The 15,004-nt window shown below is 65.4% G+C and carries 7 protein-coding genes; 3 read left to right on the top strand and 4 right to left on the bottom strand.

The window, feature by feature from the left end:
* Positions 1 to 2: 2 nt before the first annotated feature.
* Both ACTMTF_RS00080 and ACTMTF_RS00075 read right to left on the bottom strand, forming a co-directional pair.
* A complete protein-coding gene (locus ACTMTF_RS00080) occupies positions 3 to 1,004 on the bottom strand; it encodes a serine/threonine-protein kinase (RefSeq protein WP_441109806.1) in 1,002 nt (333 codons plus the stop codon).
* Between the two features lie 136 nt (positions 1,005 to 1,140).
* Positions 1,141 to 2,883 (bottom strand): serine/threonine protein kinase, encoded by a 1,743-nt coding sequence (locus ACTMTF_RS00075; protein WP_441108632.1) that lies wholly within the window; start codon positions 2,881 to 2,883, stop codon positions 1,141 to 1,143.
* A 446-nt stretch (positions 2,884 to 3,329) separates the two neighbouring features.
* Here ACTMTF_RS00075 and ACTMTF_RS00070 point away from each other — a divergent pair, with 446 nt between their 5' ends.
* Together ACTMTF_RS00070 and ACTMTF_RS00065 are read left to right on the top strand one after the other, a co-directional pair.
* Positions 3,330 to 9,365, top strand: a complete 6,036-nt coding sequence (locus ACTMTF_RS00070) for an nSTAND1 domain-containing NTPase (RefSeq protein WP_441109805.1) — start codon at positions 3,330 to 3,332, stop codon at positions 9,363 to 9,365.
* Positions 9,362 to 11,401 carry an MBL fold metallo-hydrolase gene (locus ACTMTF_RS00065; protein WP_441108631.1) on the top strand — a complete coding sequence of 680 codons (2,040 nt, stop codon included), beginning with the start codon at positions 9,362 to 9,364 and terminating at the stop codon, positions 11,399 to 11,401. Before ACTMTF_RS00070 ends, ACTMTF_RS00065 begins: the two co-directional genes overlap by 4 nt.
* Before the next feature lie 296 nt (positions 11,402 to 11,697).
* Here ACTMTF_RS00065 and ACTMTF_RS00060 read toward each other — a convergent pair whose 3' ends face one another.
* Positions 11,698 to 12,102 (bottom strand): DUF4352 domain-containing protein, encoded by a 405-nt coding sequence (locus ACTMTF_RS00060; RefSeq protein ID WP_441108630.1) that lies wholly within the window; start codon positions 12,100 to 12,102, stop codon positions 11,698 to 11,700.
* A 45-nt stretch (positions 12,103 to 12,147) separates the two neighbouring features.
* Entirely contained in the window at positions 12,148 to 12,507 is a 360-nt protein-coding gene (locus tag ACTMTF_RS00055) for a DUF1707 domain-containing protein (RefSeq protein WP_441108629.1), read from the bottom strand.
* Between the two features lie 2 nt (positions 12,508 to 12,509).
* Between ACTMTF_RS00055 and ACTMTF_RS00050 the strand changes: the two genes are divergently transcribed.
* Positions 12,510 to 14,420, top strand: a complete 1,911-nt coding sequence (locus ACTMTF_RS00050) for an ATP-dependent nuclease (RefSeq protein ID WP_441108628.1) — start codon at positions 12,510 to 12,512, stop codon at positions 14,418 to 14,420.
* Positions 14,421 to 15,004: the final 584 nt, after the last annotated feature.

Genomic DNA, 15,004 nt, shown 5'->3' with positions numbered 1-15,004 from the left:
TCCTAGAAGGCGGCGTTGGCGGAGTAGACGGAGCGCAGGCGGTCGGCCAGCATGGCGACGACCGAGCCGGGTCGCACGACCGCGGACAGGTCTTTTCTCGGTGGTCTGGGTGGCGGCCCGACCTCCTCGGGATCGCTTTCGCGCTCGACGTAGGTCGCTTCGACCAGTCGCTTCAACGGTGCACGACCGCACAGTTCCTTCAGCCGGTCATCTGACTGTGCGACGGTCGGGCGTGCGGCGGGGTCGTGCGCGAGCATCTTCACGAACAGGGGTCTTGTGCTGTCGGACAGACCGTCGAGATTCGGCTGGGTGTCGGCGCTGATGATGTTCATGAGCATCGCCGCGATGTTCCCGCCGTCGTAGGGGTAGTGCTTGGTCAGCGCGAACAGCAGCGTGGCGCCGAGCGCGTAGACGTCGGCGGCGGAAGTGACCTGCTTGGGGGTGTTCGCCTGCTCGGGCGACATGCACGCGGGGGTTCCCAGCGTCGACTCGGTCGTGGTCAGGTCGGTGGGACCTTCGGCGAAGGCGACCAGGCCCAGGTCGATGACCTTCGGCCCGTCCTGGCCGAGCAGGACGTTGGCGGGCTTGAGGTCGCGGTGGAGCAGGCCGACCGCGTGGATGTCCCTCAGCGCGCCTGCCAGTACGACACCGAGCGCGGCCGCATCCGCTTCCGACAGCGGGCCACTGGTCTCGACGAACTCCTTCAGCGTCAGGCCGCGGACGAACTCGACCGCGAGCCATGGTCGTTCCTCGTCCTCATCCGAGGCATCCACGAGTGCGGCGATGTGTGGGCCCTGGATCGTGCGCAGCGCGTCGGTCTCGCGGGCGAAGCGGGCCCGCACCTCGGCTCTGGCGACCAGATCCTCACGGATGACCTTGACCGCCACGGCCTCGTGATCGTCGGTGACGCCGTAGAACACGCGGCCCATTCCACCGAATCCCAGACGACCGCGCAGCGTGATGTCGCCGATCCGCTTGGGATCGGAGCGGTCCAGAGGATCCATGCTCACCTGCCTCCACCACAAAGAGCCTCAGGGTATGCGGCGGTGCTCAGTCGGATGTCCAGCAGCGCCTGGCACCACACAGTAGCGGACACGGACGACAAGGACCACCTGTGTATCGGATTAACATGCATCTCATTCACGCTGGGACGGCGTGCTTGTAGCCGGTGAGGTCGGTGGAGGCGATGATCTGGTGGAAGCCCTTGGCGTCAGCATCGTGCGCGCCGAGGACGAAGAAGGAGACCTTGGACTGCGGCAGGTGCCAGATCTTCATGATGTAGGACCCGTGGTTCCAGCACGGAATATCCCACTTCCGGTAGAACGCCCTTCTGCCGTCGGCCAGCTCGACCAGTCCGGAGTAGTCGAGCTTGGCACCATCGTTGTCCGCCCTCTCGTAGAGGCCGTACTCTCCCGTGTAGATGTCATAGGTGCCCTCCGGGTCGCGCCAGGTCCGGCCGTCTCGCAGGCAGGGCATCGGGTCGTTGATGGACCACCCCCACTGCGTGTCCTCGATGGAGCCGCCTGGCCAAACCTTGTCGCCGGAGCCGGTTTTGACCGCCATGGCATCGGGCCGGCAGTCGAAGTCCCAGGGGCCGCTCGACCCCCGCGAGCGAGGAGATTCGAGGCAGACCAGATCCTTGCGCGCCTTGATCATGCGCCACCCCTTGGGCAGCGTCATCTTGATCCCCTTGAACGATACGACCTTGCCCTTGGACCGGGGCTTCTTCGACGGCGCCGCAGATACCGTCGCTGTGGGAAACACGGTGGGCGTCCCGGTACGTGTCACGGTCGGGGGCGGCGGCTGGACCTTCGCCTGGATCACGGTTTCCGTGGCGGAGCCGGGGGCGAACGAGACAATCGCGGTCACCGCGATCAGGGTCACGGCCACGGCGGTGGCAACGTAAGCGAGCACCCAGGCCGGGCGTCTGGCCACGGCCGGCGAGGGGGACGTCCAGGTGCCGGTCACCCCCGCAAGAGCCGCCTCGGACCAGTCGGGGGTCTCGTGCGGCTGCATCACCCAGGTGCGCTGGATCAGTGCGGTGGCGTCCGCGACCGGCTCCGCCTCCTCCGGCTGGCCGGGCCAGGCCCCGAGCACCCCCGTCAGCAGCTCGTCGGCGAGGGGCCTGTCGGCCGGATCCTTGGACAGGGCCCGGCGTACGAGCTCACGCAGCCCTTCTGGAACGGCGCCGGTTTCCGGCATCTCCGCACGCACTCGGTAGGCCAGCACCTCCGGACGGCCGGTGCCGTACGGATGCTCGGCCGTGGCGGCGAAGAGCACCAGCATCGCCCAGCCGTACACGTCGGCCGGGGTGTCCGACGGGCCGTCGCCATACTCCTCCGGACTGATCCAGCCGGGCGAGCCGACGAGCTGGCCGGTGCGCGTCATCGACGTGCCGTCCAGCACCTTGGCGATGCCGAAGTCGATCAGCCGAGGGCCATCGAGCGAAAGGATCACGTTCGACGGCTTCAGGTCGCGGTGGACGACCTGAGCCGCGTGCATGGCCACAAGAGCTTCGGCCAGCCCGGCGGCCAGGCCGTATAACGCGCTCTCGGACAGCGGGCCCTCGGCCTGCGCGTGCTGCTCCAGCGTGGGACCGGCGATGTACTCACTCGCCAGCCACGGCCGCTCGGTGCCCGAGTCGCAGGAGAGGATCCGCGCTATGCAGGCCCCCTCGATTTCGCCGACCACCGAGATCTCCCGGCTGAACCGGCGCCGGAACTCCACATCCACCGACAGAACTTCGTGCACCAGCTTGACAGCCACCCGCCGGCCGGCGGCGTCCACGCCCGCGTAAACCACGCCCATGCCGCCGGAACCGAGCCGGCCCACCAATCGGTAAGTGCCGATCTCACGCGGATCGCTCGTCAGCAGCGCCAGCACACGTCCTCCGGAAGATTCGTCACTTTAGAGGGATCATCTCACAGAAGTAAGTGTATTGGATTCACGGAAATTTCCCCGTGAGCTCGTTGCGCAACATGATGGCGGTCGGTAGCATTCACCCCAATTCCTCTCCCGGATGGGACCCGTACAAGACATCGAGCTCCCCTCCCAGAGCCGACTACTCGCCTGTACTCCCGCGGGAGAACTGAAGCGTCACTAAGCAGTCACACCGCGTCGGCGCCACGGTCGAAGTCGGCTCGGTCATCGTCATGACGCGAACGAAGCAGTAGCCAACCCGTGACCCACCGCCTTTACGGTCGAGGGCATACGCAGAAGGGCGGCGACAATTGCAGCAAAGCTCCAGCGCCAAGGGCTCGCATGGATCGCACTCAAGACCTCTGGGCAGCGTCAGCGCCACTGCGGCCTTTAGACAGGCCGACTTGATCGTGGCGGACACGGCGGCCAGGGTAACAGAAGATGATCTTCTCGCGATCCGCGCCTACCCGGCGCCGCTCCGCAAGAACATTCTGAGCCATGTCGGGCTTCGCGACATGCGATCGATCACCAAGCTGGTGGGCGTCAGCCTCGCCCGGACGCTGCATGGCAACGACAGACGCCGACGCTCATCACTGATCCGTAATCTGAGCAGGCCTTTCATCTCGGGGTTCGAGAATCACGATGAGCTCTCCCAGGGCGAGTGCGTGGATCTGCTACGCCCTGTCTCTGCTGCGGCTCCGCTCTCCAAGGCACACGCGCTCGTCGAGATGCTGGCGAACACCAGAGCTTTGGGTGCTTCCGTGACCGACCTTGTTCTCGCGGAGATCTACCGGCTTGACGTGGCGCTGTCTCCCATCGCGCTCGCGTTTCTCACCCATTCCAGCCAGCGCATGGCGCCAGCCGCTGCCGGCGCAGTCGGTTCAGCCTGGACCGAGCTTCGTGCTCTCTATCCCGTACTTCCCGAACAGCCGATCTCGTTCCACCAACTCAGAGACGTCGCGCTGTCCCTTCCCTCTCCATCAGCACCGATCGCAGAGGTCGCGCCGGTCGAGGACGAGGGCAGCGCGCAGGAACGGAGTGAGATGACCCCTCATGAGCCGAGCCAGGTAAGCGCTCCGTCCTCAACCGATGCTCTGCGAGCGGAGTTGGACCTCCTACGTGAGATGTTCCTGATGGCGGCCGACGCCGCCGAACGGGCACGAGTGGCGTTCGCTGACGGTGCGCGTCCGTCAGACCAGGACGCCGACGTGATCGCTCGCGGTGTTCAGGATTTCGACGGTCTTCGCGACATGCTGGAATCCGCGCAAGGTGCCCCCATCGCCGCCCTCACCAATGACGCCCTCGCTGAAGCGCTCAACGCTCTCGAGTCCACTGGCGCTACGCGCCACGCGATTCTCGCGCTCGCCCAGGTCAGCGGCCCGCCTCAATTGGAAGGGTTGCTTCAGGAAGTTCGTGAAGCAACTGCCGTCGAATTGCCCGCCCTGGAGATCCTCGCCGAGCTCATCCGTCTTGCCGACGATGACGAGGCCATCATGCAGGTGGTTGCGCTCCAGGAGCGATTCCGGGAGGAGGCGCCCGGCCACTGGGTGCCACTGGCGACAGCCGCCAGTAGAGGCATGCTGGTCATTCCCTCCGTCCCGGTCATAGCTGATCGGGACGTTGCATCCCCCTCAGACGAAGGAGCCGGCGGCGTAAGTGGAACTGCCGACGAGCCGCAGGAGCCGTCGGCACCAACCGCTTTGGAGGCGGAGCCGACCGGGGAGAACGAACTGGCGGATCTGGACGCCTTCATCGCCGGCAATAGAGCGCAGCTGGAGGTGTCAAAGCCCGCACGACCGTCGAAGACACGCGCCGCCGTTTCGCGGAAGCAGGAGCAGCCTCCAGCCTCGGCTTTGCCAGCGGAACCCGAGCGGCCGTCGGCCGAACCACCTCAGACGTCCTCTCCTGCTCCGGCTGCCAGCAGCCCGAGCATTGCGGGTGACGTAGCCGAAGCCGAGGCGCTGATGCTCCGTTCCAGGCGGTTCGGGTTGGCGGCCTGGTTGCGTGACGCCGCGGGCAGGCCATCCGCCGAGGCGAACGCCCGGCGATGTGCCGCGATAGCGGCCGACATGAGCGAGTTCGCCGGCCGGCTGTCGGCCGCCTTCACCGAATGCGCTCGCGGAGTGTCGATGAAGGCTCTCGGAGATGACACGCCTGGTCAGTTGCTGGCGTGGGCGGCTGCGCTGCGTACCGGTCTCATCCACCCGACAGCGGAAGCCGCCGATCTGCTGGATGAGCACTCATCGATTCTGTCTCCCTACCCTGGGCTGGCCGCATACGGCGAGGCTTTCAGCGAGATGGCCCGGGCCGGCGCCTATCTGGTGCCGGGCTTGTCCGGTCGGATGCACAACGCCTCGCAGGCGGAAGCCGATCGAAACAGGGCCGCCGCGGCCGCCGCCAGATTCCTGGAGGACGGCCCGTCCCAGAAGATCAAGTTCGCTCTGGCCACTGAGGTGTGGAAGTTCCTGCTGCTGGACGACAAGAGCGTGGGCAGGCTGCTGTCCATCGCCGCTCAGGATGACGCCTTCCGAGTGCGTGAGGTGACTCAGGAGCTCGACGCCCTCCGAGCCGGAGGCGCCATCGATCGGATGATCGACGAGTCTACCAAGACCAGGTCCTCCCGAAAGGGGGGCAACCATATCCACTCCAGCGCGAGGGCAAAGCTCGTCGAGAAGATCGACAGAGCGCTGGACCTCGTGGCGGACTGGGTGACGGCGGTACGTGAAGTGGAGTCGCTGCGGACGGACGACACCGGTGTCTCCTGGGTCGTGAAACCGCTCGACAAGCTACGCACGATCGTCAACCGCAACCGGCCGATGGCCCAGGAAGAGCTCGCAAGTCTGGCAGGGTCGGCTGACCCGCTCATCGCCGCGGCGGCGGTCGGCGCCTCACTGCTCGTCGGCGACACCCTGCGACTGCTGGACGGCGGCACGCTCGAGCAGCCAGAACCGTCTGCCGCGCAGGTTCTCCATGCAGACCTTCTCCTTTCACCCGCAATCCGATTCGACGGGGACTCTGTTTCGCCGCTGGATGAGCCGGAGCTGGCTGACCTGCTGACCGCCTGCGCGGCGGGCGACCGGGACTGGCGTGCCGCCTTCGAAGCCCGAGCCGCTCGCGGTGACCATGCCGGCACCCGGGCTCTGCTGTCGGTGCTCGGGTACGAGGATCCGGCACTGGCCACCGAGCTTCGCGGACGCAGGGAGAAGCTCGTCGATGCGGCCCGGCGCGACCGTGACGACCGGATCGAGGACATCCAGGACCGAATCGCCGAATGGCGGCGGGACGGTGTGCTCCCCGAGACGATCGCCACCCGGTTCGTCGCGATGTTGCAGGCGCTCGGCAACGATGACCGGGACGACTTCGACGCCGTCTCCGAAGCTCTCAGCGTGGTCGCGCAGGAGGCAGCCGGGATCCGCCAGGAGCAGATGGCCACCGAGCTCGCCGCCCTGGACAGTCTTAGCGCCGAGAACACTGATGTTGCCACAGTCCGGGAACGGATCCGGGCTTACATCGAGAGCGGAGACCTGACCACCGCCCGCGAGTTCACCGCGCAGGCCAAGGCCGGCAACCAGCTTCCGGAGATCTCCGACGCGGTCGATCACTTGGAACAGTACTTTCCACACTTTCCTCAGGCATTCGAGGCCATGTCCGCCAGATTGCCGGGCAGGCAGAAGGCCCGTGAAGGAGCGGAGTGGCTGCAGAAACTCAAGGACGCGCTCCACAGCGGCAACGAGATCGGTGATTCCGCCCTGAGCAACCTCCTGCTCCACAGCGGACTGTCCATCTCCGCCATCCCCAGAGGCCGCCGCGGAGTCTCCGAGAACGGGCTGCGTTTCTGGCAGCACATGGCCCAGGGGCCGAAGTCCGTCGGCAACTTCAGAAGCACCGTTACGGGAGTGCTGCAGATGATCGGCCTCGAAGGCGATCAGGAGGCGTCCCGTGAGGAGCAGAACCGGATCTGGATCACGTTGAACCGGGTCCGAACGATCGGTGACCCACTCCTGCCCTCCTTCGGGTCCCGGATGAGCCCCTCAGCCGACCGGCTCCGCCTGCTGCTGGTGTGGAAGTCGCCGGGGCCTCAGCAGGTGATCGAATGGCTCAAGGATCAGCCGGAAGATCAGACCGTGTTGGTCTTCTACTTCGGCATCCTCACGACCGAGCAGCGTCGCCAGCTCGCCGCAGCGAGTCGCCGCCGGCCGGCGCCGGTCGCGGCGGTGCTCGACGACACCGCGATCAGCTACCTCGCCTGCCTGCCCGAGGCCAACTGGTCCTCGACCGTGAGCCTGCTGGCCCCGTTCACCTCCACCAACCCCTACGCGCCTACCGGCGACGTTCCCGAGGAGATGTTCTACGGTCGTCTGGACCAGCTGCACGAAGTCACCAGCAGGACCGGTTCGTCGTTCGTCTACGGAGGGCGCCAGCTCGGCAAATCGGCCTTGCTTCGCAAGGCCGAACGGAACGTTCGCAAAACCGACGAGAACCGGAAGGTCATCTCCGAGATCATCCAGAACATCGGCAGAATCACCCCCGTCAAGGCATTGTGGCCGATGCTCACAGGAAAGCTCGCCGAGGCGCAGGTACTCCCCGGCACGGCGGACAACCTGACCGACCCGAAAGACATCTGCGACGAGGTGAAAGAGTGGATCGGCGCCGACCCCGCCAGGCAGTTGCTGATCCTGCTGGATGAGGCCGACGAGTTTCTCAACACCGACGCCAGGGACGCTGCCTTCAGCAACGTCATCGCCTTGCGCAACCTCATGTCTGACACGGACTATCGGGTCAAGGTCGTCTTCGCGGGACTGCACCAGACAGCTCGATTCAAGAGCCATTCCAACCAGCCGATCACTCACTTGGGCACTCCCATCGCGGTCGGGCCGCTCGAGCCGCAGGACGCCTACAGCCTGCTGACCAAGCCGCTCCAGGCGTTGGGGTTCCGCTTCGCTCCACGGCTGGCGGCACGAGTCATCGCCGAGGCGAACAACGCCCCAGCCCTGATCCAGCTGTTCGCGGACGCTCTGTTGACGAGGCTGCGCCGGACTTCCTCCACCCACGCGGCGGTGCCGTACGAGATCACCCGCGAAGACGTGGACAAGGTGTGGCGGGACAGCAAACTCGCTCGGGGTTTCCGCGATCGCTTCGAGTGGACATTGAATCTGGACAAGCGATACAAGGTCATCGCCTATACCGTGGCGTTCCGCGCCCTCAATGAGGGAACCGACGTCACTCTGACGGCCGGCGAACTGCGGTCCGAATGCCAGGAGTGGTGGCCGCAAGGGTTCCGGGATTCGACTAACGACGGCTTCCGCGGTCTGCTCGAGGAATGCGTCAATCTGGGCGTGCTGGCCGCTGACGGTGAGAGCTACCGGCTGCGTACCCCGCACATTCTCAACCTGCTCGGCGGCGCCGACGAGGTCGAGGCCGTGCTGGAGCAGGCCGAGACCTTCGAGCGCCCCGACTCCTTCGACGCGCAGTCGTACCGCGACGCCTACAAGGACAACGGCGAGTGCTCCCCGCTGACCGGCAGCCAGGTCACTCGGTTGCTCAGTCCGCGCAATGTCCTGCATCTCATTGCCGGTTCCCCGGCGCTGCAGATCGACCGGGTCGCCACCGCTCTCGAAGAGGCGGCATCACGGCACAAGCAGGCCCAGACGTGGCGAGTGGAGCCGGGCGGTCTCACGTTCAAGGGAGCGCTGCAGCGTGCCGCGCAAGGCTCGGATCACGATGTGGTGATCGTCGACCTCACTGGGGAGCCGCACAAGAAGGCGACCACGATGTATCGCGCTGCGGCCGACGCGCTCTCCACACCGGCTCAGGGCACGATCTCCATCGCACTCATCGCACCACCTGAACACGCCTCCATGTGGCTTTCAACCAGCCGCGGGGCGTCGACTGGAGACAACGAGGCCACAGCACTGACGGGTGCGGCCGAACTCATCGAGCTGCAGCGGTTCAACCGCCCCGCCATCCGGCAATGGATGTACGAGGTCGGACTCGGATTCCAGGAGGACCCGAGCCGTGCCGCGCTGCTCCGGACCACCGGTGGATGGCCGCTGCTGATCAGCAAGGTCATCAACACTCTCGCTGATGGCGACACCGACCGCGAACATGCTCTGGAGTTCTGCCAGGCCTATCTGGAACGGGAACCGAAGCGGTTCGTCCAATCGACTGGGGTCCTGTCGAGCATGGCGATCAGCTCGGCCTGGCGCATGCTGGTAGAGGTCTCCGACATCGCCGACACGCCCGAGACACTTGCCGGCTTCCTGGCCTCGGGGGACGACGGGCATCCGCTGGCAGAGGCGGGTCTACAGGAGGAGGGCTACATCTCCACCGCGGACCTGGTCGAGGTGTTGCGAATCCTCGGTGCGCTCGTCCCTCAGGACGACGGAATGCTCAAGCTGGAGCCCGTTCTCGCGAGGGCCACTCAGCGGATGGGGCTCCCCAAGTGACCTCCGATCCGCTCCTGCCGATTCTCCAAGCAGCGGCGCGCGTGCTCCTGTCCCGGCCTGGCATGGCCGGGCAGGAGCATGACGTGGAACAGTTCGCCGCCGAACGGCGGCAAGTCATCATCGACGCACTGATCAAGGTACGTGGGCTTCGGAACAAGACCCGCGATGGGCTGGAGATCCGGCGTGACCAGTCTGAACTCCAGGCGTTCTCCACTCTGGTCCTGTCCGCGGACGATGACGTCGTCCGCGCCGGCGTGCGACTGCTCGAACAACTCGCCAAGGCGGAAACAATCCGCGAGACTCTGCGCTCCCGCCACCAAACCAAGGTCAGCGGATTGAGGAGCAGGCTGGAGACGGAGAGGGGCCGCCACGAGCATGCCGTAAAGGCGCTGCAGAGCTCCGCCAACGCACTCGCCGACGCGGAGAAACGTGCGGAAGAGCTGGATACGCATGTCTCGGCGCTCCAACGCCGACTACACGACCCACGTGTCTTGGCCTCCAACCTGCTCGCCGTCCTCCAGTGTTCTCCTGACCTCACCCATGAGAGCCCTGAGACGCGCGACCCGCGCAACGAGCGCCGCGATGATCAGGTGCCGCCTCCTGTCGTAGTGGCGGCCGAGGCCGCGGGGATCGCACCGGACTCCCTCGTCGCCGCCCTTCAGGCGATCATTTCGCCGCCGCGATCCCAACAGGAAAGTCCCCGGGTGACCGTCTCACGAGAACGGCGCCTACGTGTGCACCCGCTAGGAGGCGCCACCGAGATCGGCGGCTCATGCGTCCTGATCGAAGCGGGTGAGACCCGCCTGCTAGTGGACGCCGGACTGATCCCGGGCGATCCGGCACGCCCACCACGCCACATCGATGCGGCCTTGTCAGAGCCCATCCAGGCCGTGGTGGTCACGCACGCTCACACCGACCACTGCGGGTACGTTCCAGCCCTGGCCGCGCACCTTCCGGACCTGCGCATCATCGCCACCCCCGAGACCACCGCGCTGATGCCTCGCATGTGGGCGGACTCGGCGAAGCTCATGGGGGAACGGGAGCGTCTCCATCGCCGATGGGGCACTGACAGCGAGCCGCTGTATCAGCGTGACGCCGTCGAGCTGACCGCGCGGCGCTGCGAAGAGGTGCCCTTCGGCGTCACGCGCACGATCGGCGATCTCACTGTGGAGTTGTTCCCCGCGGGGCACATCCTCGGCGCGGCCGGAGTCGTCGTCCGAGCCGGTGACCAACGCGTGGTCATCACCGGCGACATTTCAGGCTTCCGCCAGGAGACTGTGGACGGCTACGCGATTCCGGACTCCGCACGGGAGGCAGACCTCCTCCTCATGGAGACCACGTGCTGCGCCGAGGAGCATGACTCCCGGGAAACCCGCGTCAAGGACCTGGTCCGTGCCGTCGAAGACGTATACGCGGCCGGAGGGCGTGTGCTCGTCCCGGCCTTCGCACTGGGACGCGCTCAGGAGCTCGCCATGATCATGCGGACGCGTCTACCGCACGTACCGGTGCTTCTCGACGGCATGGCAGCCGATCTGACCTCGTCCTTCGAGAGCGTGACAGCGGACCGGCACTCGCCCCTGCGCATCTTCGGCAGCAACATCAGCCGAGCCGAACGGCCCCAGGACCTGGACCTGTTCACCTCTGGTGTGGTGATCACGACCTCGGGGATGCTGACGGGAGGCCCTGCCATCGAATGGGCGGCCAGAATCCTCCCCGAGGCCCGCAGCGCCCTGTTCCTGTCCGGGTACCAGGATGAGGAATCAGGCGGTGCCAAGCTTCTCAGGCTCGTCGAAGACGGCGCCTCCCACCTGACGATCAACGACCGCGGCAAGACGAAGGAGATCCCTCTCAAAGCGCGGATCGAGATGATGCGTTTGTCCGCCCATGCCGACAAACGGGGTCTCCTCGACATCGCCGACGAGGTCTGCGCCGATCAGATCATGCTTGTCCATGGCATCCCACATCGCCAGCAAGATTTCCGGAAGATCTTGGAAGTTCGAGGGCATCGCTGTGTGGCGACCGGGCCTTGGCGGTAGTCATACGTCCGGCACGGTGGCCTTGGCCATGAACGAGTCGAGCACCGCTCCCCGCTGCCAGCCCTGCCTGACTCATCAGGCCTGAAGTTTCGCCTCTCAGATCTGACCCGTCCGGCGCTGAAGGGACGACCGGCGTATTCATCAACGGTGACGCGACCGGCCAGAGCCGCGGGTGCAGAGGTTGAGCGTCATCATGGGCTTGACTTCAGCCTCGTGGCCCTGGTGCATGAGATCGTTCACGGTTCGCCGCTGTGGAAGAGCGCATGCCCGTGAACGAGGGGACCTTGGAGGTGATGTCAGAGGCGGAAGCTGGTGCCAGCCGATCCTTCCGTGGCGAAGACAACCAAACCTGCCGGACGCACTTCCTTGGGAATGTCAAATACCAGGACGACCGGCGCACTCAGCCCGGGATTGATTCCGTCCGCGGCCCGGTTGTCGAGATCGGAGTTGGCTCCGCTCGAGGTCCAACTATCGGGCTGATACTCGGTTCCGTCAGGCCCGCGCAGGTGAGCCGAGCTGTCCTGGATGTGGTACTTCTGCGGGGTCTTGCTCACGATCTTGAAGGTCACGGTCGCCACCACGAACTTCCCTGAGCCGACTCCGTTTCGCCCCACGAGACAACGGTGGCGGTCTCCAGCACCTTGCTGACGGCCATCGTGTACGGCCCCTCTTGCGGGACAGCACCTCGGCGACCGGCGCATCTGTCGTATCGCCGGAGGTCTCGGAACCCGCGGCCTTCTCGACGACTACGGGCGCGGACGGAGCGGCCTCCGGCACATCGCTTCCGCTGGCCTGCCCCAGCAGGAATGCGCCTGCCGCCAGGACAGCCACCCCGCCAGCAACGGCTTCAGCCGCCCTGAACCTTTCGTGGCCTGCGCTGGGGAGGTTCCGCGGAGCCCTGCAAGGACGGCGCCGAGGTCAGCCTGGGTTCGGGAGGTCATCGCGTTCTCGAGGCGCTGGGCGAGTTCATCCGAGGTCAGACGCCCCGCCGCAAAGGCATCATGCAGGTGTGCGATCGCGATGTCGGAAAGTGGAACATGAGCCGTTGTCTCCGGCCTACCATGTTGCGTAAGGGTCCTATGCGGCTGCCGGTGACGTCCTGCCAAATGTGACGCCGTCCGATCAGAGCCACCTCGCCATTGCCCCAGTGAACGGAGCCAACCAGCGCGTGTACCTTCACAGCTTCTCTGTCCGGGGCTTCCGATCGCTGCTGAACGTACGGGATATCCCCGTCAGCAAGCCAACCATTCTTGCCGGACACAACGACGGTGGTAAGACCGCGATTCTCGCTGCCGTGGCCTACCTGGCCGGCGGGTACGCGCTTTCGGACGATGACCGGACGTACATCGCAGAGTCCGCGGTGCCAGGACTGGCCTCGGCGCGGTGCGAGATGACTGAAGTGGAAGGGCTGTTCACCCTCGACGCCTGGGAGCAGCAATCCTTTCGGTTGCCGGCCGAGGTACGCCTTCGCCGATCAGCCGGCGCGGACCTATCGTCACGCCTGGAGTGCTGGCTGCCAGTTCCGCTCGACGAAAGACTCCGAGATTTGTCTCCCTACAAGGTGCCGGATCTCAAGGCTCTGGTGAAGGAATTCGGGCTGTCTCCCGCTTCGCAACTGAAGGCCGACCTTGAAAGCGTGGTCCGCGAATACGCCGAGCAAAACGCCGGGCCGGAAGGCTGGACACAAGCACCCCCCGCACTCCAGCACCGCATGCCGAAAGTCTTGCCCTTCGGCGGAAAATCCGCTGAGCCCGACGAAGCAGTGAAGTCCGTTCTTCACGGTTGCCTGCAGACGCATATGGAGGATGAGAGTCTGCACGGACAGCTCCGAACCATCGAAGCCGACCTCAAAGAGCGGCTACGTGCAGATGCCGAGTCCTTGTGCGATCACATTCGAGACCGCTGCCCAGACCTGTCCGAGGTCTTCGTAGATCCCGACATCTCCTTCTCGCAAGGATTGCGAGCGGCGCCGCTGCGTATAGCCCGAGCCACAGGCGAGCATGTTGGCCTGGAACGCTCCGGTCTCGGCAGCAGGCGGAGAATATCCCTGGCAATCTGGGAGTGGACGAGTGAGTTCCTCACCGCCGAACATGATGTCGGTGCGGATGCTCTCGATGAAGGCGGTGCAGGCCCAACACCCACGCCGCTCCAAACGATCATCGTGTACGACGAGCCCGACACCCACCTGGACTACGCCCACCAGCGTAAGATCATGCAGTTGATCCGGGAGCAGAGTTCGGTGCCGTCCGTGAACGTCATCGTCGCCACGCACTCCATGAACCTCATCGACGGTGTCGACATCAGCGACGTGGTCAACCTCAAGTTGGAGGATGGCCGCACCGTCATGGAGCGACTCGGCGTCGACGACCATGACTCCATTGACCGGCATCTCCAGGGGCTCGCCTCCTCACTTGGGCTTCGCAACTCGGTGTTGCTTCACGAGCGCTGTTTTCTGGCGGTGGAGGGCCCTTCGGAGCAACGCGCCATTCCGCTGCTGTTTCGTCTCGCCGAGGGCATGTCACTGCAGTCCGCCGGGATCGCTCTATGGGCATGCAACAACAACGAGGGTGCTCTGAACCTGGCCCGGTACCTAGTGCAGCACGGGCGTTCGGTCGTGCTCATGGTGGACGCTGACAGCAAGAATCTGCCCAAGAGCATCTTCAAGCCCGAGCGCCTGCGGCACACGTTCGGCCGGGATTACGACACCGTCGTTCAGTTCCTCGGAGAGCCGGACAGCGCCGATGAGTTCGAAGAGGTGTTCAGCGACGAACTGTGGGCCGAGGTCGCCAATGCCATCTGGGGTAAGGACCTGCCTTGGCTGGCTGAGGACTTCCGCGCACTGCGGGACCAGGGCAAGTTCAGCACTGAAGTCCTGCAGATGCTGCAGAGTCAGAGCAAGGACGGCCCCAATGGCAAGCCGGACATGATGTTCCAGCTGGCGTCGACGTTAACTGAACCGACGCAGGTGCCCGCCCAGCTCAGACGTATTTTCGCCCTGCTCAGGCAACGAGCGGCCTGAAGCAGGCGTCGGTCTCCTCGGGTGGAGCGCTGCGGCTGCGCCGCCTCGCTAGCATGCGCTCTTTACGCTGCTCTGCGGTAGGTTCTGTCCAGCCGTGCCACCCTGCGGGGGGCTTCCACCGCTGGGCGTGCTCGCGCGCCTCCACGCCACACCAACGACAGCCGTTGGGAGAGGGCATGGGCTGATTCGGGTCTTGAAGGTTGCGAGACATATGTCCTCCCTTCTGCCCTTGATTCTTCCTTGCAGGACCGACATTTCCCGGCCGGGCCGATTTATGCGAAGACACGCCAGAACACCTGCCTGTGATCGCACTCCAGGCAGTGCCGGTGCCGGTGCCGGACGAATTTACCGCGCGACTGGCAACTCGCGCCGGTGGAACGGCCGGTGAAGTACGTGCTTGGACTCGCTGTCCATGGGGATCTTCCGGCCTGCGACGTCCGCCGGGTCCTCCCGGACAAGCCGCAGAACAAGCATGCGGATGGAGCGCACGGTGGGCCGACAGGAGCGAGCGTGGCGCCGTTTCAACAGATCGCGGTGCCAGCGCAGTACCGTACCTGGACGCACGAGAAGCCGCAGCCGACGCA

It is taken from the genome of Nonomuraea sp. ZG12, from assembly GCF_052068115.1.
In the GTDB taxonomy this organism is placed as follows: domain Bacteria; phylum Actinomycetota; class Actinomycetes; order Streptosporangiales; family Streptosporangiaceae; genus Nonomuraea.
The sequence above is the reverse complement of the archived record's forward strand: the minus strand, read 5'-3'. Positions and strand labels throughout refer to the sequence as shown.

Coding starts and splice junctions, on each gene's coding strand:
- ACTMTF_RS00080 (WP_441109806.1), bottom strand. CDS start 1,004: ATGGATCCTCTGGACCGCTCCGATCCCAAGCGGATCGGCGACATCACG.
- ACTMTF_RS00060 (WP_441108630.1), bottom strand. CDS start 12,102: ATGCGCCGGTCGCCGAGGTGCTGTCCCGCAAGAGGGGCCGTACACGAT.